The sequence below is a fragment of the Agrobacterium tumefaciens genome (genome assembly GCF_013337285.1).
In the GTDB taxonomy this organism is placed as follows: Bacteria; Pseudomonadota; Alphaproteobacteria; order Rhizobiales; family Rhizobiaceae; genus Agrobacterium; species Agrobacterium burrii.
On record NZ_SUPW01000002.1, the window covers coordinates 647132 to 669623 of the forward strand.

The following is a 22492-nucleotide window of genomic DNA, read 5'->3' on the forward strand; positions in this document are numbered from 1 at the left end:
CTGATCGATCCGGGATGTGGAACGAGATTGATGACACCCATTGCTTGACGGGATCGACTGGCCATCGGTTCCCGTCCGTTGCAGGCCCGGATGCAATTTTAAAGGAGCGACGATGGCTCAGACCCTTTCGTATAATGGTCGCAGGCGCGTACGCAAGTTTTTCGGCAAAATTCCAGAAGTAGCGGAAATGCCGAACCTCATTGAGGTTCAGAAGGCTTCGTATGACCAATTTCTCATGGTTGACGAGCCCAAGGGCGGTCGTCCCGACGAGGGATTGAATGCCGTATTCAAATCCGTATTCCCGATCACCGACTTCTCGGGCGCATCCATGCTCGAATTCGTATCCTACGAATTCGAAGCGCCGAAGTTCGACGTCGAGGAATGCCGTCAGCGCGATCTGACCTATGCTGCGCCGCTGAAAGTGACGCTGCGCCTCATCGTGTTCGATATTGACGAGGATACGGGCGCGAAGTCCATCAAGGACATCAAGGAACAGTCCGTCTACATGGGCGACATGCCGCTCATGACCAATAACGGCACCTTTGTCGTCAACGGCACCGAGCGCGTCATCGTTTCGCAGATGCACCGTTCGCCGGGCGTGTTCTTCGACCACGACAAGGGCAAGAGCCATTCGTCGGGCAAGCTTCTGTTTGCCGCGCGCGTGATCCCGTATCGCGGTTCCTGGCTCGACATCGAGTTCGACGCCAAGGACATCGTCTATGCGCGTATCGACCGTCGCCGCAAGCTGCCCGTGACCTCGCTCCTGATGGCGCTTGGCATGGATGGCGAAGAAATCCTGTCGACCTTCTACACCAAGGCTTCCTACGAGCGCTCCGGTGACGGCTGGCGCATTCCGTTCCAGCCCGAGACGCTGAAGAACGCCAAGGTCATCACCGACATGATCGACGCCGATACCGGCGAAGTCGTTGTCGAAGGTGGCAAGAAGCTGACCCCGCGCCTTATCCGCCAGCTCGTCGACAAGGGCCTGAAGGCGCTGAAGGCGACGGATGAGGATCTCTACGGCAACTTCCTTGCCGAAGACATCGTCAACTACGAGACGGGTGAAATCTATCTCGAAGCCGGCGACGAAATCGACGAGAAGACGCTGGGCCTTATTCTTAAGTCCGGCTTCGACGAGATTCCGGTCCTCAATATCGACCACGTCAATGTTGGCGCCTATATCCGCAACACGCTCTCTGCGGACAAGAACCAGAACCGCCAGGAAGCGCTGTTCGATATCTACCGCGTCATGCGTCCGGGTGAGCCGCCGACCATGGATTCGGCTGAAGCGATGTTCAACTCGCTGTTCTTCGATGCCGAACGTTACGACCTCTCGGCTGTTGGCCGCGTGAAGATGAACATGCGCCTCGACCTCGACGCGGAAGACACCGTGCGCACGCTGCGCAAGGAAGACATCCTCGCTGTCGTCAAGATGCTGGTCGAACTGCGCGACGGCAAGGGCGAAATCGACGACATCGACAACCTCGGCAACCGCCGTGTTCGTTCTGTCGGCGAGCTGATGGAAAACCAGTATCGTCTGGGCCTTCTGCGCATGGAACGTGCGATCAAGGAACGTATGTCCTCGATCGAAATCGACACCGTGATGCCGCAGGACCTGATCAACGCGAAGCCGGCAGCAGCCGCCGTTCGCGAATTCTTCGGTTCCTCGCAGCTGTCGCAGTTCATGGACCAGGTGAACCCGCTTTCGGAAATCACCCACAAGCGCCGTCTTTCGGCTCTTGGACCGGGTGGTCTGACCCGCGAGCGCGCCGGCTTCGAAGTCCGCGACGTTCACCCGACCCATTACGGCCGTATTTGCCCGATCGAGACGCCGGAAGGCCCGAACATCGGTCTGATCAACTCGCTCGCAACCTTTGCCCGCGTGAACAAGTACGGCTTCATCGAAAGCCCGTACCGCAAGATCATCGACGGCAAGGTGACGACTGACGTGATCTACCTCTCCGCCATGGAAGAGGCCAAGTATTACGTCGCACAGGCCAATGCCGAGCTCGATGGCGAAGGCGCCTTCACTGAAGAGTTCGTTGTTTGCCGTCACTCGGGCGAAGTTATGCTCGCACCGCGCGACAACATCAACCTGATGGACGTTTCGCCGAAGCAGCTCGTTTCGGTCGCGGCGGCTCTCATTCCGTTCCTGGAAAACGACGACGCCAACCGCGCTCTCATGGGCTCGAACATGCAGCGTCAGGCCGTGCCGCTTCTGCGCGCCGAGGCACCGTTCGTCGGTACCGGCATGGAACCGATCGTCGCTCGCGACTCCGGCGCTGCCATCGCGGCTCGCCGTGGCGGTATCGTCGACCAGGTGGATGCGACCCGTATCGTTATCCGCGCGACGGAAGACCTTGATGCCGGCAAGTCGGGCGTCGATATCTACCGTCTGCAGAAGTTCCAGCGTTCCAACCAGAACACCTGCGTCAACCAGCGTCCGCTGGTCGCCGTCGGTGACGCCATCTCCAAGGGTGACATCATCGCGGACGGTCCGTCGACCGACCTGGGCGACCTGGCACTCGGCCGCAACGCGCTCGTCGCGTTCATGCCCTGGAACGGCTACAACTACGAAGACTCGATCCTGATGTCGGAGCGTATCGTTTCCGACGACGTGTTCACCTCCATTCACATCGAAGAATTCGAAGTGATGGCGCGTGACACGAAGCTTGGTCCGGAAGAAATCACCCGCGACATTCCGAATGTTTCGGAAGAAGCGCTGAAGAACCTCGACGAAGCTGGTATCGTTTACATCGGTGCGGAAGTTCAGCCGGGCGATATTCTCGTCGGCAAGATCACGCCGAAGGGCGAAAGCCCGATGACGCCGGAAGAAAAGCTTCTGCGCGCCATCTTCGGTGAAAAGGCTTCCGACGTTCGCGACACCTCCATGCGCATGCCTCCGGGCACGTTCGGTACCGTTGTCGAAGTCCGCGTCTTCAACCGTCACGGTGTGGAGAAGGACGAGCGCGCGATGGCTATCGAGCGCGAAGAGATCGAGCGCTTGGCGAAGGACCGCGACGACGAGCAGGCCATTCTCGACCGTAACGTCTACGGTCGCCTGATCGACATGCTGCGTGGCCACGTTTCCATCGCCGGTCCGAAGGGCTTCAAGAAGGGCGTCGAGCTTTCGAATGCCGTCGTCTCCGAATATCCCCGCTCGCAGTGGTGGATGTTCGCAGTCGAGGACGAGAAGGCTCAGTCCGAGCTGGAAGCGCTTCGCGGCCAGTACGACGAATCCAAGTCGCGCCTTGAACAGCGCTTCATGGACAAGGTCGAAAAGGTCCAGCGCGGCGATGAAATGCCCCCTGGTGTCATGAAGATGGTCAAGGTCTTCGTCGCTGTGAAGCGCAAGATCCAGCCGGGCGACAAGATGGCCGGCCGTCACGGTAACAAGGGCGTCGTCTCGCGTATCGTTCCGGTCGAGGACATGCCATTCCTCGAAGACGGCACGCATGTCGACATCTGCTTGAACCCGCTCGGCGTGCCTTCGCGCATGAACGTCGGCCAGATCCTCGAAACCCACCTCGCATGGGCATGCGCCGGTATGGGCAAGAAGATCGGCGACATGCTCGAAGAGTATCGCAAGACGATGGACATCAGCGAGCTTCGCGGCGAGCTGACGGAAATCTACGCGTCTGAGGCCAATGACGAGGTTCAGCATTTCGACGACGACTCGCTGGTGAAGCTTGCCGAAGAAGCCAAGCGCGGTGTTTCCATCGCGACCCCGGTCTTCGACGGTGCGCATGAGCCTGACGTCGCCGCCATGCTGAAGAAGGCAGGTCTGCATGAATCCGGTCAGTCCGTCCTCTATGACGGTCGTACCGGTGAGCCGTTCGACCGCAAGGTCACCGTCGGCTACATGTACATGATCAAGCTGAACCACCTTGTCGACGACAAGATCCACGCTCGCTCGATCGGTCCTTACTCGCTCGTTACCCAGCAGCCGCTGGGCGGCAAGGCGCAGTTCGGCGGACAGCGCTTCGGGGAAATGGAAGTCTGGGCTCTGGAAGCATACGGCGCAGCTTACACGCTGCAGGAAATGCTGACCGTCAAGTCGGACGACGTGGCCGGCCGCACCAAGGTCTACGAAGCGATCGTCCGTGGCGACGACACCTTCGAGGCCGGTATTCCGGAGAGCTTCAACGTTCTCGTCAAGGAAATGCGGTCGCTCGGTCTGTCGGTCGAACTGGAAAACTCGAAGATCGAGAACCAGTCCGACGACCAGCTGCCCGACGCGGCGGAATAAAAATGAGAGTGGCGGGCGCCTTCCGGGCGCCTGCCGGTTTCCCGTCAGCCCGGCTGGCGTGGGACACTTTCGCCGCATTGTGCGGTTAATCCGTATTTAAAGCTTTGGACGGCGACCCGGGAAGAAGCCGGTCCAGATGCAAACAGGGGCAGCAGCTAGCCTCTCAAGGAGACAAGGCATGAACCAAGAGGTCATGAATCTTTTCAATCCTCAGGTGCCTGCGCAGCATTTCGATTCCATCCGGATTTCGATCGCTTCGCCGGAAAAAATCCTGTCGTGGTCCTACGGCGAGATCAAGAAGCCGGAAACCATCAACTACCGTACGTTCAAGCCGGAACGCGACGGCCTTTTCTGCGCGCGCATTTTCGGACCGATCAAGGACTATGAGTGCCTGTGCGGCAAGTACAAGCGCATGAAGTACAAGGGCATCATCTGCGAAAAGTGCGGCGTCGAAGTGACGCTGTCGCGCGTTCGCCGTGAGCGCATGGGCCATATCGAGCTCGCAGCGCCGGTTGCCCATATCTGGTTCCTGAAGTCGCTTCCTTCGCGTATCTCGACCTTGCTCGACATGACGCTGAAGGATGTTGAACGCGTTCTCTATTTCGAGAACTACATCGTCACGGAACCCGGCCTCACTTCTCTGAAGCAGAACCAGCTTCTGTCTGAAGAAGAGTACATGATCGCCGTTGACGAATTCGGCGAAGACCAGTTCACCGCCATGATCGGCGCTGAAGCCATCTATGAGATGCTGGCTTCGATGAACCTCGAAAAGATCGCCGGCGACCTGCGCGCCGAGCTTGCTGAAACGACTTCTGACCTCAAGCAGAAGAAGTTCATGAAGCGCCTGAAGATCGTCGAGAACTTCATGGAGAGCGGCAATCGTCCGGAATGGATGATCATGAAGGTCGTTCCGGTCATTCCGCCGGACCTGCGTCCGCTGGTTCCGCTGGATGGCGGCCGTTTTGCGACGTCCGACCTCAACGATCTCTATCGCCGCGTCATCAACCGTAACAACCGTCTGAAGCGCCTGATCGAGCTTCGCGCACCTGGTATCATCATCCGCAACGAAAAGCGTATGTTGCAGGAATCCGTCGATGCGCTGTTCGACAACGGCCGTCGCGGCCGCGTCATCACGGGTGCCAACAAGCGTCCGCTGAAGTCGTTGTCCGACATGCTCAAGGGCAAGCAGGGCCGCTTCCGCCAGAACCTTCTCGGCAAGCGCGTCGACTATTCCGGCCGTTCGGTCATCGTGACCGGTCCGGAACTGAAACTGCACCAGTGCGGCCTGCCGAAGAAGATGGCGCTCGAACTGTTCAAGCCGTTCATCTATGCCCGTCTCGACGCCAAGGGGTATTCCTCGACCGTCAAGCAGGCCAAGAAGCTGGTTGAAAAGGAAAAGCCGGAAGTCTGGGATATCCTCGACGAGGTTATCCGCGAACATCCTGTTCTTCTGAACCGCGCACCGACGCTGCACCGTCTGGGCATCCAGGCTTTCGAACCCATGCTGGTCGAAGGCAAGGCCATCCAGCTGCACCCGCTCGTCTGCACGGCCTTCAACGCCGACTTCGATGGTGACCAGATGGCTGTTCACGTGCCGCTTTCGCTGGAAGCCCAGCTGGAAGCCCGCGTGTTGATGATGTCGACCAACAACATCCTGCATCCGGCGAACGGTCACCCGATCATCGTTCCGTCGCAGGACATGGTTCTCGGCCTCTATTACCTGTCGATCATGAACCAGAACGAGCCCGGCGAAGGCATGGCCTTCTCTGACATCGGCGAATTGCATCACGCGCTTGAAAACAAGGTCGTGACGCTGCATGCCAAAATCCGTGGTCGCTTCAAGACTGTGGATGCCGACGGCAAGCCGGTTTCCAAGATTCATGAAACGACGCCTGGTCGTATGCTCATCGGCGAACTTCTGCCGAAGAACGTCAACGTGCCTTTCGACACCTGCAACCAGGAAATGACCAAGAAGAACATCTCCAAGATGATCGACACGGTCTACCGTCATTGCGGCCAGAAAGACACGGTCATCTTCTGCGACCGCATCATGCAGCTCGGCTTCAGCCACGCCTGCCGCGCCGGCATTTCGTTCGGCAAGGACGACATGGTCATTCCGGACAGCAAGGTTAAGATCGTCGGTGATACCGAAGCCTTGGTGAAGGAATACGAACAGCAGTATAATGATGGTCTCATCACCCAGGGCGAAAAGTACAACAAGGTTGTCGACGCCTGGGGCAAGGCAACCGAAAAGGTCGCCGAAGAAATGATGGCGCGCATCAAGGCTGTCGAGTTCGATCCGGAAACGGGCCGTCAGAAGCCGATGAACTCCATCTACATGATGTCGCACTCCGGCGCGCGTGGTTCTCCGAACCAGATGCGTCAGCTGGGCGGCATGCGCGGCCTGATGGCCAAGCCCTCGGGCGAAATCATCGAGACGCCGATCATCTCGAACTTCAAGGAAGGCCTGACCGTTAACGAGTACTTCAACTCGACCCACGGTGCCCGTAAGGGTCTCGCAGACACCGCCCTGAAGACCGCAAACTCCGGTTACCTGACCCGTCGTCTCGTCGACGTGGCGCAGGATTGCATCGTCAACTCCGTGGATTGCGGCACCGACAAGGGCCTCACCATGACCGCCATCGTCGATGCCGGTCAGATCGTTGCCTCGATCGGCGCCCGTATCCTCGGCCGCACGGCTCTCGACGACATCGACAACCCGGTGACTGGCGAGAACATCGTCAAGGCTGGCACGCTGATCGACGAAGCCGACGTTGCCGTCATCGAGAAGGCCGGCATCCAGTCCGTCCGCATCCGTTCGGCACTGACCTGCGAAGTGCAGATCGGCGTCTGCGGCGTCTGCTACGGTCGTGACCTTGCACGCGGTACGCCTGTCAACATGGGCGAAGCCGTTGGCGTCATCGCCGCACAGTCGATCGGTGAACCGGGCACGCAGCTCACCATGCGTACCTTCCACCTTGGCGGTACGGCAAACGTGGTCGACCAGTCGTTCCTGGAAGCATCGTATGAAGGTACGATCCAGATCAAGAACCGCAACATCCTGCGGAACTCCGAAGGCGTTCTCATCGCCATGGGCCGTAACATGTCGGTTACGATCCTTGATGAGCGCGGCGTGGAACGTTCCTCGCAGCGCGTCGCATATGGTTCGAAGATCTTCGTGGACGATGGCGACAAGGTTAAGCGCGGTCAGCGTCTTGCAGAGTGGGACCCCTACACCCGTCCGATGATGACGGAAGTGGAAGGTACCGTTCACTTCGAGGATCTGGTCGACGGTCTTTCCGTTCTGGAAGCCACCGACGAATCCACCGGCATCACCAAGCGTCAGGTCATTGACTGGCGCTCGACGCCGCGCGGTTCGGATTTGAAGCCTGCCATCATCATCAAGGACGCTTCCGGCGCTGTCGCGAAGCTTTCCCGTGGTGGCGAAGCCCGCTTCCATCTGTCCGTGGACGCCATCCTCTCGGTCGAGCCGGGTTCGAAGGTCTCCCAGGGTGACGTGCTTGCACGTTCGCCGCTGGAAAGCGCCAAGACGAAGGACATCACCGGTGGTCTGCCGCGTGTTGCCGAACTGTTCGAAGCACGTCGTCCGAAGGATCACGCCGTCATCGCAGAGATCGACGGTACCATCCGCCTCGGCCGCGACTACAAGAACAAGCGTCGCGTTCAGATCGAGCCTGCGGAAGACGGTGTCGAGCCGGTCGAATACCTGATCCCGAAGGGCAAGCCCTTCCATCTTCAGGAAGGCGACTATATCGAGAAGGGCGAATACATTCTCGACGGCAACCCGGCGCCGCACGACATTCTGGCGATCAAGGGCGTGGAGGCTTTGGCTTCCTACCTCGTGAACGAAATCCAGGAAGTCTACCGACTGCAGGGCGTTGTGATCAACGACAAGCACATCGAGGTGATCGTTCGCCAGATGCTGCAGAAGGTTGAGATCACCGATGCGGGCGACAGCCACTACATCGTTGGCGACAATGTCGATCGTATCGAACTTGACGACAACAACGACCGCCTGATCGAGGAAGGCAAGAAGCCGGCTTACGGCGATCCTGTTCTGCTCGGCATCACCAAGGCGTCGCTGCAGACGCCGTCCTTCATCTCGGCCGCATCCTTCCAGGAAACCACCAAGGTTCTCACGGAAGCTGCGATTGCCGGCAAGACGGACACGCTGCAGGGCCTCAAGGAAAACGTCATCGTCGGCCGTCTCATCCCGGCCGGTACTGGCGGCACCATGACGCAGATCCGCCGCATCGCCACCTCGCGCGACGACCTCATTCTCGAGGAACGCCGCAAGGGTACGGGCGCCGGTTCCGCGAACCAGATGCTGCAGGACATGACGGATCAGGTTCCGGCTGCCGAATAAGCTTAAGGGCAGGGGCTTTACGAAGCCCCGCCAAAATTTAGTGAAGACGCCCGGAGCAATCCGGGCGTTTTTTGTTTTGGGGCCGGGTTATTGGTTCGATCCGACCTTGCAGATCGTCAGCGCTGGCGTGTTTTCAGCCCTGTTCGCCGATGGTGTAGCGGGTCAGAACGGAAAGGCGGCGGACGAGATCTGTCTGGCCGGTACTGCCGGTCTTGGCGTAGATCGACTTGGCGTTGCTGCGTACCGTTTCGTGGGAGATCTGCAATTGCTTCGCCACGGAGGGAAGCGAAAGCCCCTTCATGATTTCCAGCGCGACGCGGGCCTCGCCCCTGGTGAGGTCATAAAGCCCCTTCAGCAGCGGCGTGACGTCGAAGACCGTGTCTGATGGTTGCGAGATCAGCACGATGGCCGAGCCGTTCGGGGACAGGTCCAGTGCATCCTTGCGCAACGGTATGACGTGCAGGATACAGGCCCTGTCTTCGGTTGGCAGGGGGAAGGAACTGACGCTATGTCCGGCAAGAGCCTTGTAGAGCAGCCGGTTTACTCTCTCGTCGGAGATGAGGATCCTGTCGCGGGCACGGGTGGAGATACATTTCTGGATTGACTGAAACAGCGTGTTGGCGGAAAGAACGCGTCCGCTTGCCTGAAGCACTGCCGCTGGCGCGCCGATGGCGTTGAGCCCGAGTGTCATCGCATTGGCCTTCTGGCGCTGTAACCCTGTTGCGAGGGTGAGGCTGCGGGCGATATGCGGCCTCAGCCCGCCAAGTGCCGCCATGGTCTCCGGACCGATGACGCCGCTGTCGAGCTTGCGTTCGAAAATTACCGTCATCTCCGGATGGTCAGGTGGAGCAATCTGGGTGGCCGCGCCATAGCCAAGCCCGCGGGGCATCAGAAAGTCACGCACGATCGGCAGTCCGGCCCATTCATCATGGGTGAACACATCGAAATCATGCACGAAGGAAAATTGTCCTTCGCGGACCGCGCGGGTGAGGCGATCATTACGGTGGTTCCAGCCGCCCTCCATGAAGGCTTGCATCAATTCCTGGAAATTGGGCGTGAAAAGCCAGGCTTCTTCCTCGCCCTTGCCCCAGGTGAGGGCGCCGCCCCAGAAATCCAGCCGTTTACCGATTGTGGCGATGACCTTCGCCCATCGGTCGGGAAAAAGCGCCGCCTCGTAAATGTCATCAATAATGTCTGCTGAAGATATATTATTCAACCCGCCACCGGAATTTCATGTCGGGACTATTCTAAGCTAACATTTTCATGTTATTCAACAAGAAATGGAATAATACTACTATAATTAAAGTATATATTCTATAAGTGACTTAATATATTGACCAGTCTGCCGAAGGGATCGCGCAGGAACAGGCGGCGCACGCCCCATGTTTCTATAGCTGGACCGTATTCGACCGGTAGTCCCGCCTTCAGGATCCTGGCATGGACCTCGTCGAAATTGTCGACTTCGATGGAGATGTCGGGAACAGGCGTGCCGGAGCCGCCTTCACGGGCAAAGCTGATATGGGCAGGTGTTTTAACCGGGCTCGCATAGGTTACGATCCAGCCGTGATCCATGGCGATGGTCATGCCGAGAATATCGCCATAAAAGACACCCGCCCGTTCAAGGTCGGGTGTCGCGATGTTGGTGACGATGCGTCTCACCGTCATGGCCGCGCCTCAGGCGAAACGGATGATGGCCACTTCGCCTTCCACCGCGCCCTGATAGGCGGAAGCGTGCGGCTCTTCATCCGGGATTTCGGTCAGCATGCCGATCTGGTCTAGGTCGGCTTCGATAAAGCCTTCCTCGGAAAGCGCATTCAGCGTTTCGCGCACGGCGGTATCTTCATCCGGCGCCCGCAAGATGACGTGGATATCTATGCCGTCTGAATTATCGGTCTCGTAAGCCTTGCCGATGACGATGAAGACCATCGGCTCGTCGCGTCCATTGTCGTTGTCGGGGAGGGTGGTCATGACGCGATTCCTTGATCTGTCGTTGCTGTGTATACGGGCCGACCGGAGCCGGTCTTGCGCGTGGCGGGCCAAGTCTGGCCGCTTGAGGGAATCAATAGACGGATTTTATGAAAAGCCAAAGGCCGGAGCGCAAAATCGCTGTTGTCGGCGGTGACTTCTGCTAAATGGAAGGGGAAATGGCCTGTCTGCGGGCTCTGCGGCCGCGGGCGCGGGTGCTAAATGCGGATTCGGCCTTGACGAAAGCTGGCTAAAACAGTAGTACGCCCGCCATCGGAGCCTCTATGCGTGCTGGCCGTTCGGGAATGTTTTTCCTGAACATCATCTCAAACGAGACTCCATTGCACGTAGAAGACACGAATGTTGCATGCAAGACGCCTCGTCGAGGTGTCCTCTGCTCTTGGTGGTCCATCCGTGAGAACGGATCGGGCCACGTTTTGCGCATGAGGATATATGCGTGCGTCGTCGCCGGCAACGGCATAGCCGCCACCCGTTCGGGTGGCTAAAGTAGTTTTTGCAAGGGATGGTTATATGCCTACCGTAAACCAGCTGATCCGTAAGCCCCGCCAGGCACAGGTAAAGCGCAACAAGGTTCCTGCTCTTCAGGAAAACCCGCAGAAGCGTGGTGTTTGCACCCGCGTTTACACGACGACCCCGAAGAAGCCGAACTCGGCTCTGCGTAAGGTTGCCAAGATCCGCCTCACCAACGGCTTCGAAGTCATCGGCTACATTCCCGGCGAAGGTCACAACCTTCAGGAACACTCCGTTGTCATGATCCGCGGCGGCCGCGTAAAGGACTTGCCAGGCGTTCGTTACCACATCATCCGCGGTGTTCTCGATACTCAGGGCGTCAAGAACCGCAAGCAGCGCCGCTCCAAGTACGGTGCGAAGCGTCCGAAGTAATTCGGGTTTAAACAAATTCCGGCGCTGCGCGAGGTTCTCCGCGTGGTAAAGCGTCAATAACATTGAGAGACAAAGAATATGTCCCGTCGCCATAGTGCAGAAAAGCGTGAGATCAACCCGGACCCGAAGTTCGGCGATCTGATCGTCACCAAGTTCATGAACGCCATCATGCTTCACGGCAAGAAGTCGGTCGCAGAAAGCATCGTTTACGGCGCGTTTGACGTCGTTCAGGGCAAGACGAAGCAGGAGCCGCTCGGCATCTTCCATTCCGCCCTCGACAACGTTGCTCCGCACGTTGAAGTGCGTTCGCGCCGCGTTGGTGGTGCTACCTATCAGGTTCCGGTCGACGTTCGTCCCGAGCGCCGTCAGGCTCTGGCCATCCGCTGGCTGATCATTGCTGCGCGCAAGCGCAACGAAACGACCATGGTCGATCGCCTTTCCGGCGAACTCATGGACGCTGCGAACAACCGCGGTTCTGCTGTCAAGAAGCGCGAAGACACGCACAAGATGGCCGACGCCAACCGCGCATTCTCGCATTACCGCTGGTAATCTTAAACGGTCGCATATCGAAAGGCAGTCCATTATGGCTCGCGAATATAAAATCGAAGACTACCGCAATTTCGGTATCATGGCGCATATCGACGCCGGCAAGACGACGACCACCGAGCGTATCCTCTATTACACCGGTAAGTCGCACAAGATCGGCGAAGTTCATGATGGCGCAGCCACGATGGACTGGATGGAGCAGGAGCAGGAACGTGGTATCACCATCACGTCCGCTGCGACCACGACCTTCTGGAAGGGTCGCGACGGCAAGATGCGCCGTTTCAACATCATCGACACCCCCGGCCACGTTGACTTCACCATTGAAGTTGAGCGTTCGCTGCGCGTTCTCGACGGTGCGATTGCCCTTCTCGACGCCAACGCCGGTGTTGAGCCGCAGACGGAAACCGTCTGGCGTCAGGCTGAGAAGTACAACGTTCCGCGTATGATCTTCTGCAACAAGATGGACAAGACCGGTGCTGACTTCTACCGCTCGGTAGAGATGATCAAGACCCGTCTCGGCGCCATCGCTGTCGTTATGCAGCTGCCGATCGGTGCGGAAACCGAGTTCAAGGGCGTTGTCGATCTGATCGAGATGAACGCACTCATCTGGCGCGACGAGTCGCTCGGCGCCCAGTGGGACGTCGTCGAGATTCCGGACGACATGAAGGCCAAGGCTGACGAATATCGCGAAAAGTTGATCGAGACCGTTGTCGAAGTCGACGAACAGGCGATGGAAGACTACCTGAACGGCATCATGCCCGACAACGACAAGATCCGTGCGCTCGTTCGTCGCGGCACCATCGATGTGAAGTTCCACCCGATGTTCTGCGGCACCGCGTTCAAGAACAAGGGCGTTCAGCCGCTTCTCGACGCCGTTTGCGATTACCTGCCTTCGCCGATGGACATTCCTGCGATCAAGGGCATCGACTTCAAGACCGAAGCCGAGATTGAGCGTCACGCTGACGACAGCGAGCCGCTTTCCATGCTCGCGTTCAAGATCATGAACGACCCCTTCGTCGGTTCGCTGACCTTTGCCCGCATCTACTCGGGCAAGCTCGAAAAGGGTACATCCGTCATCAACACGGTCAAGGACAAGCGTGAGCGCGTCGGCCGTATGCTGCAGATGCACTCCAACTCGCGCGAAGACATCGAAGAAGCCTTTGCCGGCGACATCGTTGCTCTGGCCGGCCTCAAGGAAACCACCACTGGCGATACGCTCTGCGATCCGCTGAAGCCGGTTATCCTCGAGCGCATGGAATTCCCCGAGCCGGTCATCCAGATCGCGATCGAGCCGAAGACCAAGGGCGACCAGGAAAAGATGGGCCTCGCGCTCAATCGTCTGGCTGCTGAAGATCCTTCGTTCCGCGTCAAGACGGATGAAGAATCCGGTCAGACGATCATCGCAGGCATGGGCGAACTTCACCTCGACATCCTGGTTGACCGTATGCGTCGTGAGTTCAAGGTCGAAGCAACCGTCGGCGCGCCGCAGGTTGCCTACCGCGAAACGATCACCCGTCAGCACGAAGAAGACTACACGCACAAGAAGCAGTCCGGTGGTACCGGTCAGTTCGCGCGCGTCAAGATCATCTTCGAACCGAACCCTGATGGCGAAGACTTCAAGTTCGAATCCAAGATCGTCGGTGGTGCTGTTCCGAAGGAATACATTCCGGGCGTTCAGAAGGGTATCGAAAGCGTTCTGTCTTCCGGTCCGCTCGCTGGCTTCCCGATGCTCGGCGTCAAGGCGACGCTGATCGACGGCGCATACCACGACGTTGACTCCTCGGTTCTCGCCTTCGAAATCGCATCGCGTGCCTGCTTCCGTGAAGCAGCAAAGAAGGCTGGCGCACAGCTTCTCGAGCCGATGATGAAGGTCGAAGTCGTCACCCCTGAAGATTACGTCGGTGACGTGATCGGCGATCTGAACTCGCGTCGCGGTCAGATCCAGGGCCAGGAATCGCGTGGCATCACGATCGTCATCAATGCGCATGTTCCGCTCGCGAACATGTTCAAGTACGTCGATAACCTGCGCTCCATGTCGCAGGGTCGCGCTCAGTACTCGATGACGTTCGATCACTATTCGCCGGTTCCGTCGAACGTGGCGCAGGAAATCCAGGCAAAGTACTCCGGTCAGAAGTGATCGGGGTACGCCCCAAACGATTTGAAGATTATTCCCGTCAAGGGACAAGAATGGAGAGCCACTAATGGCAAAGAGCAAGTTTGAGCGCAATAAGCCGCACGTCAACATTGGCACGATCGGTCACGTCGACCACGGCAAGACGTCGCTGACTGCTGCGATCACGAAGTATTTTGGCGAGTTCAAGGCGTATGACCAGATCGACGCTGCGCCTGAAGAAAAGGCTCGCGGCATCACGATCTCGACGGCCCACGTCGAATATGAAACGCCTGCCCGTCACTACGCGCACGTCGACTGCCCCGGCCACGCCGACTACGTGAAGAACATGATCACCGGTGCTGCGCAGATGGACGGCGCGATCCTGGTTTGCTCGGCCGCCGACGGCCCGATGCCGCAGACCCGCGAGCACATCCTGCTTGCCCGTCAGGTTGGCGTTCCGGCAATCGTCGTGTTCCTCAACAAGGTCGACCAGGTTGACGACGCCGAGCTTCTCGAGCTCGTCGAGCTTGAAGTTCGCGAACTTCTGTCGTCCTACGACTTCCCGGGCGACGATATTCCGATCGTCAAGGGTTCGGCACTTGCCGCTCTTGAAGATTCTGACAAGAAGATCGGTGAAGACGCGATCCGCGAGCTGATGGCCGCTGTTGACGCCTACATCCCGACGCCTGAGCGTCCGATCGACCAGCCGTTCCTGATGCCGATCGAAGACGTGTTCTCGATCTCGGGCCGTGGTACGGTTGTGACGGGTCGCGTTGAGCGCGGTATCGTCAAGGTTGGTGAAGAAGTCGAGATCGTCGGCATTCGTCCGACGTCGAAGACGACGGTTACCGGCGTTGAAATGTTCCGCAAGCTGCTCGATCAGGGCCAGGCCGGCGACAACATCGGTGCGCTGGTTCGCGGCGTTACCCGTGACGGCGTTGAGCGTGGTCAGATCCTGTGCAAGCCGGGTTCGGTCAAGCCGCACAAGAAGTTCATGGCAGAAGCCTACATCCTGACGAAGGAAGAAGGCGGCCGTCATACGCCGTTCTTCACGAACTACCGTCCGCAGTTCTACTTCCGCACGACGGACGTGACCGGCATCGTTTCGCTGCCGGAAGGCACGGAAATGGTTATGCCTGGCGACAACGTCACTGTTGAAGTCGAGCTGATCGTTCCGATCGCGATGGAAGAAAAGCTGCGCTTCGCTATCCGCGAAGGCGGCCGTACCGTCGGCGCCGGCATCGTGGCTTCGATCGTCGAGTAATTTCGACTTTTAAAATTCGCTCCGACGGCGGTGTCACAAACACCGCCGTCGGGCTTTTGACAAAAAGCCTGGCGGCGTTGCATTTTTAGTGCTTGAAAAATTCGGTGAAAGCGCGTAAACGCGCACTCACACTCCCCGCTGGATTCGCAAGCAACTGCGAAACGCGGTGTTTTAGCAATACAGACTACTGAAATGATTGGGGTGCGAGGCGCATCTCTCTCGATTTTTGAAAATCTGCGGCGCCACGATCAATAGAAGTTCATGTGTTTCCGCGTGCGGAAACGAATAACAAAGAACAAGGACAAGACGAATGACCGGCCAGAATATCCGTATCCGCCTCAAGGCGTTCGATCACCGGATCCTCGATGCCTCTACCCGTGAAATCGTGTCGACCGCAAAGCGCACCGGCGCCAGCGTTCGCGGCCCGGTTCCACTCCCCACACGCATCGAAAAGTTTACCGTCAACCGCTCTCCTCACGTTGACAAGAAAAGCCGTGAACAGTTCGAAATGCGGACGCACAAGCGTCTTCTCGATATCGTTGACCCCACCCCGCAGACTGTCGATGCTCTTATGAAGCTCGACCTCGCTGCTGGCGTTGACGTGGAAATCAAGCTCTAAGACCCGGCCCGACCCATCCTTGGTGAGGGCTGAAATAACAAGGAAGGTACGTGGAGAAATCCAACGACTTCCAAACCGGAGACCGGAAACATCGTGAGATGTCGAAGGGCACTCCTTAACAAAGGCCAGAGAGGGTTTTCCCTTCAAGGCTCGCAAGAGGATGAACCAATGCGTTCAGGTGTGATTGCACAGAAAGTGGGTATGACACGCGTCTATAACGACGCAGGTGAACATATCCCCGTAACAGTATTGCGACTGGATAACGTACAAGTCGTTGCCCAGCGCACGGAAGACAAGAATGGCTACACCGCAGTTCAGCTCGGTGCCGGCCAGTCCAAGGTCAAAAACACGACAAAGGCGCTTCGCGGTCATTTTGCCGCTGCCAATGTCGAACCGAAAGCTAAGCTCGTCGAGTTCCGGGTTTCCCCCGAGAACCTGATCGACATCGGTGCAACACTGACCGCAAATCATTTTCAGAACGGCCAGCTGGTCGACGTTACTGGAACCACAATCGGTAAAGGTTTTGCCGGTGCTATGAAGCGTCACAACTTCGGTGGTGGCCGCGCTTCGCACGGTAACTCCGTATCGCACCGCGCACACGGTTCGACCGGTAACAACCAGGATCCGGGCCGCGTCTGGAAGGGCAAGCGCATGGCTGGTCATATGGGCCAGACGCGCGTTACGACCCAGAACCTCGAAGTCGTTTCGACTGATGAAGACCGTGGCCTCATCCTTGTTAAGGGTGCAGTTCCCGGTTCGAAGGGTTCCTGGATCATCGTCCGCGACGCCGTCAAGTCGGCTGCGAAGTAAGGGAGCCTTATCATGGAATTGAACGTCAAGACCCTCGAGGGAAAAGACGCCGGCAAGGTTTCTCTGTCGGACGAAATTTTCGGCCTCGATCCCCGCCAGGACATCCTGGCCCGTATGGTTCGCTGGCAGCTTGCAAAGAAGCAGCAGGGAACACACAAGACGAAGAACCGGTCGGAAGTTTCCCGCACCGGTGCGAAGATGTACAAGCAGAAAGGTACGGGCCGCGCTCGTCACCATTCGGCTCGCGCACCGCAGTTCCGCGGCGGCGGCAAGGCCCACGGCCCGGTCGTTCGCAGCCACGCCCATGACCTTCCCAAGAAGGTTCGTGCGCTCGCTCTGCGTCACGCCCTGTCTGCAAAGCTGAAGGCAGAAGAACTGATCATCGTCGATCAGCTCGTTGCATCTGAAGCAAAGACCAAGGCTCTGCTGGGCAGCTTCGCTTCGCTTGGCCTGACCAACGCTCTGGTTATCGGTGGCGCTGAACTTGATGGCAACTTCAAGCTCGCAGCCCAGAACATTCCGAATGTGGACGTTCTGCCGGTACAGGGCATCAATGTTTACGACATCCTGCGTCGTGGCAAGCTGGTGCTTTCCAAGGCTGCTGTAGAGGCTCTGGAGGAGCGGTTCAAATGACGGATCTTCGCCACTACGATGTGATCGTATCTCCTTCGATCACGGAAAAGTCGACGCTGGTCTCCGAACAGAACCAGGTCGTATTCAACGTCGCCAAAAGCGCTTCCAAGCCTGAAATCAAGGCTGCCGTGGAAGCTCTCTTCGGCGTCAAAGTCACGGCTGTGAACACGCTTATCCGCAAGGGTAAGACCCGTCGTTTCCGTGGGTTCGCCGGTAAGCTTAAGGACGTCAAGAAAGCCGTCGTTACGCTCGCCGAAGGTCAATCCATCGACGTGTCCACCGGACTCTAAAGGTTAGGCCCAAGCGGGCAAAGACCCAAAAGGGAACAATAAAATGGCATTGAAAAGTTTCAATCCGACCACGCCGAGCCAGCGCCAGCTGGTTATCGTGGACCGCGCTTCGCTCTACAAGGGCAAGCCGGTAAAGGCTCTGACCCAGGGCCTCAGCTCCAAGGGTGGCCGCAACAACCAGGGCCGGATCACCGTCCGGTTCCAGGGTGGCGGTCACAAGCGGACCTACCGTCTGGTGGATTTCAAGCGTCGCAAGTTCGACGTTGAAGGCACCGTTGAACGTTTGGAATACGACCCCAACCGCACCGCGTTCATCGCGCTGGTTACGTATACCGACGGCGAACAGGCTTACATTCTCGCGCCACAGCGTCTTACTGCTGGTGACAAGGTAATCGCCTCCGACAAGGCAGTGGACGTGAAGCCCGGCAACACCATGCCGCTTCAGTACATTCCGGTCGGTTCGATCATCCACAACGTCGAGATGAAGCCAGGTAAAGGCGGTCAGATTGCCCGCTCCGCCGGTACGTATGTCCAGCTCGTCGGCCGCGATGCCGGTATGGCCATCCTGCGTCTCAACTCGGGCGAACAGCGTCTGGTGCACGGCTCTTGCCTCGCATCGATCGGCGCTGTTTCGAACTCGGATCACGGCAACATCAACGACGGCAAGGCTGGTCGTTCGCGTTGGCGTGGCAAGCGTCCGCACGTTCGCGGCGTCGTCATGAACCCGGTCGACCACCCGCACGGTGGTGGTGAAGGTCGCACGTCGGGTGGTCGCCACCCGGTTACTCCGTGGGGCAAGCCCACGAAGGGCAAGCGCACCCGTTCGAACAAGTCGACCGACAAGTTCATCATGCGCTCGCGCCATCAGCGTAAGAAGTAAGAGAGGTAGTCACTAATGGCTCGTTCAGTATGGAAAGGTCCGTTTATTGACGGCTATCTTCTCACCAAGGCTGAGAAGGTGCGCGAGAGCGGACGTAATGAAGTAATCAAGATCTGGAGCCGTCGCTCCACGATCCTGCCGCAGTTCGTCGGTCTGACGTTTGGCGTGTACAACGGCAGCAAGCATGTGCCCGTCTCGGTCAACGAAGACATGGTCGGACACAAGTTCGGTGAATTCTCTCCGACGCGGACCTACTACGGTCACGGCGCGGACAAGAAGGCAAAGAGGAAGTAATCATGGCGAAGGCTAAGACCGAACGCCGGCTGAAGGACAATGAGGCTCAGGCCATTGCCCGCACGCTCCGCGTCAGCCCCCAGAAACTGAACCTGGTTGCCGCTCTTATCCGTGGCAAGAAGGTTGATCGCGCTCTCGCCGAGCTCGAATTCTCCCGCAAGCGCATTGCAGGCACCGTCAAGAAGACGCTGGAATCTGCAATTGCCAATGCGGAAAACAACCATGACCTCGACGTCGACTCTCTCGTCGTCGCCGAGGCCTATGTTGGCAAGTCCATCACCATGAAGCGTTTCCACGCCCGTGGCCGTGGTCGTGCGTCCCGCATTGAAAAGCCGTTCTCTCACCTCACGATCGTTGTTCGTGAAGTTGAAGAAAAAGGGGAGGCCGCATAATGGGTCAGAAAATCAATCCGATCGGCTTCCGCCTCGGCATCAACCGTACCTGGGATAGCCGCTGGTACGCTGACACCGCAGAATACGGCAAGCTGCTGCATGAAGATCTGAAGATCCGGGCTTACCTGATCAAGGAACTCAAGCAGGCCGGTATCGCCAAGGTGGTCATCGAGCGTCCGCACAAGAAGTGCCGCGTTACGATCCACTCGGCTCGTCCGGGTCTCATCATCGGCAAGAAGGGCGCGGACATCGAGAAGCTTCGCAAGAAGCTTTCCGAGATGACCAACTCCGAAACGCACCTCAACATCGTTGAAGTGCGCAAGCCGGAAATCGACGCAACTCTGGTTGCCCAGTCGATCGCCCAGCAGCTCGAGCGCCGCGTGGCTTTCCGCCGTGCGATGAAGCGTTCGGTTCAGTCCGCAATGCGTCTTGGCGCCGAAGGCATCAAGATCACCTGCGGCGGCCGTCTCGGCGGTGCTGAAATCGCTCGTACCGAATGGTACCGCGAAGGTCGCGTTCCGCTGCACACGCTGCGTGCGGATATCGACTACGGCACGGCTGAAGCGGAAACCGCATTCGGCATCTGCGGCATCAAGGTCTGGATCTTCAAGGGCGAAATCCTTGAGCACGATCCGATGGCTTCTGAGCGTCGCGGTCTCGAAGGCGATGCTCAAGGCCCTGCAAGCCGTGAGCGTGGCGATCGTCCCGATCGTCGTCGCGAAAACGCTTGATTGACGCTGGCGAAAGATAAGCTCGGAGAAGTAAGAAAATGTTGCAGCCAAAGCGTACTAAGTACCGTAAGCAGTTCAAGGGACGCATCAAGGGCGTCGCCAAGGGCGGCTTTGACCTGGCATTCGGTGAATTCGGCTTGAAGTCGCAGGAACCGAACCGCGTGAATGCACGCGAGATCGAAGCGGCCCGCCGCGCGATCACGCGTTACATGAAGCGCGCAGGTCGTGTGTGGATCCGCGTATTCCCCGACGTTCCGGTAACGGCCAAGCCGACCGAAGTTCGTATGGGTAAGGGCAAGGGTTCGGTCGAATACTGGGCATGCAAGGTCAAGCCCGGTCGTATGATGTTCGAGATCGACGGTGTTACCGAGGAGATCGCCCGTGAGGCGCTTCGTCTCGGCGCTGCCAAGCTCTCGGTCAAGACGCGCTTCGTACAGCGCATCGCAGAGTAAGGAGCAAGGCACATGAAAGCCGATGAAGTTCGCGGCCTCAGCGCCGACCAGCTCAAGGACAAGCTCGCCGATCTGAAGAAGGAGCAGTTCAACCTGCGCTTCCAGAAGGCGACTGGCCAGCTGGAGAAGTCCTCGCGCATCAACGAAGTCCGCAAGGACATCGCCCGCGTTAAAACCATTGCCCGCCAGAAGGCGGCAGAAGCCAAGGCCTAAGGAAAAATAATATGCCGAAACGCATTCTGCAGGGCGTCGTAGTGTCCGACAAGAACGAGAAGACTGTCGTGGTCCGGGTTGAGCGTCGATTCGCTCACCCGCTCATGCAAAAGACCGTTCGTCGTTCGAAGAAGTACAAGGCACACGACGAAAACAATCAATACAAGGTCGGCGATGTCGTTTCCATCGAGGAATGCGCACCGATCTCCAAGGACAAGCGCTGGACGGTTGTTGCCGCCCAGGCTTAATTTCATCAGAATCGCGCCAGGCATCTTGTACTTGGCGCGAATTCCTGTATGAAGCACCGCAAGGACGCTCGTGAATCGAGCGTCTTTTGCTTTGATGCGCACGGAAGGTCCCTCGGGAAACCACCCTGTCACGATTTTTCCGCGCAAAAAAAGAGATATTCATAAGCTGGGGCAGGGGGCTCACTCGAGAGAGTTTGCCCAACCGTTCCGGTAACAACAAGAAGGCGACCTGACATGATTCAGATGCAAACAAACCTCGACGTGGCGGATAATTCCGGCGCACGTCGTGTCATGTGCATCAAGGTGCTGGGCGGCTCGAAGCGCAAATATGCTTCTGTTGGCGACATTATTGTCGTTTCCATCAAGGAAGCTATTCCGCGCGGCCGCGTCAAGAAGGGCGATGTGATGAAGGCGGTTGTCGTGCGCACCGCCAAGGACATCCGTCGCGCTGACGGCAGCGTCATCCGTTTCGATAACAACGCAGCCGTTCTTATCGACAACAAGAAAGAGCCCATCGGCACCCGTATCTTCGGACCGGTTCCGCGCGAACTTCGCGCCAAGAACCATATGAAGATCATCTCGCTGGCTCCGGAAGTACTGTAAGGAGCAATTGCGATGCAGAAAATTCGTAAAGGCGACAAAGTTGTCGTATTGACCGGTAAGGACAAGGGCCGTACCGGCGAAGTAATCCAGGTTATGCCGAAGGAAGACCGTGCCGTTGTGCGTGGCGTAAACATGGTGAAGCGTCACCAGCGCCAGACCCAGGGCCAGGAAGCCGGCATCATCAACAAGGAAGCATCCTTGCACATCTCCAACATTGCCATCGCCGATAAGGATGGCAAGCCGACCCGCGTTGGCTTTTCTGTTGTAGACGGCAAGAAGGTCCGCGTGGCCAAGCGTTCGGGAGAAGTGATCGATGGCTGACAAGTACGAGCCGCGTCTCAAGGCGGAATACGTGTCGCGTATCCGTGACGCCATGCAGGAGAAGTTCTCCTACGCCAACGTAATGATGATCCCGAAGCTTGAAAAGATCGTGATCAACATGGGTGTTGGCGAAGCGACTGCCGACTCCAAGAAGCCAACGATTGCTGCCGGTGACCTGGCTGCGATTGCCGGCCAGAAGCCGGTCGTTACCCGCGCTCGTAATTCGATCGCTGGTTTCAAGCTTCGCGAAGGCATGCCGATCGGTGCGAAGGTTACCCTTCGTGGCGCACGCATGTATGAATTCCTTGATCGTCTGATCAACATCGCGCTGCCGCGCGTTCGCGACTTCCGGGGTCTGAACCCCAAGAGCTTTGACGGCCGTGGCAACTTCGCCATGGGCATCAAGGAACACATTGTGTTCCCTGAGATCAACTACGATAAGGTTGATCAGATGTGGGGCATGGACATCATCGTTTGCACGACGGCGACGTCGGACGACGAAGCTCGGGCTCTGCTTACAGAGTTCAACTTCCCGTTCCGTCACTAACCGTAACGACGAGCGTAGAAAAGGAACTCCGA

23 protein-coding genes are annotated in these 22492 nt (G+C 58.0%); 20 read left to right on the plus strand and 3 right to left on the minus strand.

The features are described 5' to 3' along the window. Window positions 1-112 precede the first annotated feature (112 nt). Both rpoB and rpoC read left to right on the plus strand, forming a co-directional pair. Window positions 113-4249: a DNA-directed RNA polymerase subunit beta gene (gene rpoB, locus FCH38_RS08975; protein WP_149901714.1), complete on the plus strand. Its 4137-nt coding sequence runs from the start codon at window positions 113-115 to the stop codon at window positions 4247-4249. Window positions 4250-4427: 178 nt separating this feature from the next. Beyond that, a complete protein-coding gene (gene rpoC / locus FCH38_RS08980) occupies window positions 4428-8636 on the plus strand; it encodes a DNA-directed RNA polymerase subunit beta' (RefSeq protein WP_174373529.1) in 4209 nt (1402 codons plus the stop codon). A gap of 133 nt (window positions 8637-8769) precedes the next feature. Here the strand turns inward: rpoC and FCH38_RS08985 are convergent, their stop codons facing one another. The 3 genes from FCH38_RS08985 to FCH38_RS08995 form a co-directional block, all read right to left on the minus strand. Beyond that, window positions 8770-9852 (minus strand): helix-turn-helix transcriptional regulator, encoded by a 1083-nt coding sequence (locus FCH38_RS08985; RefSeq protein WP_174373530.1) that lies wholly within the window; start codon window positions 9850-9852, stop codon window positions 8770-8772. A gap of 98 nt (window positions 9853-9950) precedes the next feature. After that, entirely contained in the window at window positions 9951-10301 is a 351-nt protein-coding gene (locus tag FCH38_RS08990) for a VOC family protein (protein ID WP_174373531.1), read from the minus strand. 9 nt (window positions 10302-10310) lie between these two features. After that, window positions 10311-10604, minus strand: coding sequence for a transcriptional regulator (locus tag FCH38_RS08995; RefSeq protein WP_149901718.1), 294 nt, complete (start codon window positions 10602-10604; stop codon window positions 10311-10313). Between the two features lie 528 nt (window positions 10605-11132). Between FCH38_RS08995 and rpsL the strand changes: the two genes are divergently transcribed. The 18 genes from rpsL to rplE all read left to right on the plus strand — a co-directional run bounded on the left by rpsL (window position 11133) and on the right by rplE (window position 22460). Then, window positions 11133-11504 carry a 30S ribosomal protein S12 gene (gene rpsL / locus FCH38_RS09000; RefSeq protein WP_003507760.1) on the plus strand — a complete coding sequence of 124 codons (372 nt, stop codon included), beginning with the start codon at window positions 11133-11135 and terminating at the stop codon, window positions 11502-11504. Window positions 11505-11582: 78 nt separating this feature from the next. Next, window positions 11583-12053, plus strand: a complete 471-nt coding sequence (rpsG, locus tag FCH38_RS09005; RefSeq protein ID WP_149901719.1) for a 30S ribosomal protein S7 — start codon at window positions 11583-11585, stop codon at window positions 12051-12053. Window positions 12054-12087: 34 nt separating this feature from the next. Further along, the gene (gene fusA / locus FCH38_RS09010) at window positions 12088-14187 is read left to right on the plus strand and encodes an elongation factor G (protein WP_174373532.1); all 2100 of its coding nucleotides are present in this window, start codon (window positions 12088-12090) and stop codon (window positions 14185-14187) included. A gap of 64 nt (window positions 14188-14251) precedes the next feature. Beyond that, window positions 14252-15427 carry an elongation factor Tu gene (gene tuf / locus FCH38_RS09015; RefSeq protein WP_174373528.1) on the plus strand — a complete coding sequence of 392 codons (1176 nt, stop codon included), beginning with the start codon at window positions 14252-14254 and terminating at the stop codon, window positions 15425-15427. Between the two features lie 310 nt (window positions 15428-15737). After that, complete coding sequence (gene rpsJ, locus FCH38_RS09020; RefSeq protein ID WP_003495158.1) at window positions 15738-16046, plus strand: 30S ribosomal protein S10; 309 nt, start codon at window positions 15738-15740, stop codon at window positions 16044-16046. A 168-nt stretch (window positions 16047-16214) separates the two neighbouring features. Next, window positions 16215-16856 carry a 50S ribosomal protein L3 gene (rplC, locus tag FCH38_RS09025; protein WP_149897259.1) on the plus strand — a complete coding sequence of 214 codons (642 nt, stop codon included), beginning with the start codon at window positions 16215-16217 and terminating at the stop codon, window positions 16854-16856. Between the two features lie 12 nt (window positions 16857-16868). After that, window positions 16869-17489 (plus strand): 50S ribosomal protein L4, encoded by a 621-nt coding sequence (gene rplD / locus FCH38_RS09030; RefSeq protein ID WP_010971963.1) that lies wholly within the window; start codon window positions 16869-16871, stop codon window positions 17487-17489. After that, window positions 17486-17779, plus strand: coding sequence for a 50S ribosomal protein L23 (locus tag FCH38_RS09035; RefSeq protein WP_003495178.1), 294 nt, complete (start codon window positions 17486-17488; stop codon window positions 17777-17779). Before rplD ends, FCH38_RS09035 begins: the two co-directional genes overlap by 4 nt. Before the next feature lie 43 nt (window positions 17780-17822). Beyond that, a complete protein-coding gene (rplB, locus tag FCH38_RS09040) occupies window positions 17823-18659 on the plus strand; it encodes a 50S ribosomal protein L2 (RefSeq protein WP_174373533.1) in 837 nt (278 codons plus the stop codon). Window positions 18660-18674: 15 nt separating this feature from the next. Next, entirely contained in the window at window positions 18675-18953 is a 279-nt protein-coding gene (gene rpsS / locus FCH38_RS09045) for a 30S ribosomal protein S19 (protein ID WP_149897260.1), read from the plus strand. Between the two features lie 2 nt (window positions 18954-18955). Further along, complete coding sequence (gene rplV, locus FCH38_RS09050; RefSeq protein WP_149897261.1) at window positions 18956-19345, plus strand: 50S ribosomal protein L22; 390 nt, start codon at window positions 18956-18958, stop codon at window positions 19343-19345. Beyond that, entirely contained in the window at window positions 19345-20076 is a 732-nt protein-coding gene (gene rpsC, locus FCH38_RS09055) for a 30S ribosomal protein S3 (RefSeq protein WP_003516138.1), read from the plus strand. The genes rplV and rpsC overlap by 1 nt, the downstream gene beginning before the upstream one ends. A gap of 38 nt (window positions 20077-20114) precedes the next feature. Then, complete coding sequence (rplP, locus tag FCH38_RS09060; protein WP_006313973.1) at window positions 20115-20528, plus strand: 50S ribosomal protein L16; 414 nt, start codon at window positions 20115-20117, stop codon at window positions 20526-20528. A gap of 12 nt (window positions 20529-20540) precedes the next feature. After that, on the plus strand, window positions 20541-20741 hold the full coding sequence (gene rpmC, locus FCH38_RS09065) for a 50S ribosomal protein L29 (protein ID WP_003495193.1): 201 nt from the start codon (window positions 20541-20543) through the stop codon (window positions 20739-20741). A gap of 11 nt (window positions 20742-20752) precedes the next feature. Next, entirely contained in the window at window positions 20753-20989 is a 237-nt protein-coding gene (gene rpsQ, locus FCH38_RS09070; protein ID WP_006313974.1) for a 30S ribosomal protein S17, read from the plus strand. 234 nt (window positions 20990-21223) lie between these two features. Continuing rightward, window positions 21224-21592 carry a 50S ribosomal protein L14 gene (rplN, locus tag FCH38_RS09075; RefSeq protein ID WP_003495199.1) on the plus strand — a complete coding sequence of 123 codons (369 nt, stop codon included), beginning with the start codon at window positions 21224-21226 and terminating at the stop codon, window positions 21590-21592. Between the two features lie 12 nt (window positions 21593-21604). Further along, window positions 21605-21913, plus strand: coding sequence for a 50S ribosomal protein L24 (rplX, locus tag FCH38_RS09080; protein ID WP_149897262.1), 309 nt, complete (start codon window positions 21605-21607; stop codon window positions 21911-21913). Next, on the plus strand, window positions 21906-22460 hold the full coding sequence (gene rplE / locus FCH38_RS09085; protein WP_149897263.1) for a 50S ribosomal protein L5: 555 nt from the start codon (window positions 21906-21908) through the stop codon (window positions 22458-22460). Before rplX ends, rplE begins: the two co-directional genes overlap by 8 nt. Window positions 22461-22492: the final 32 nt, after the last annotated feature.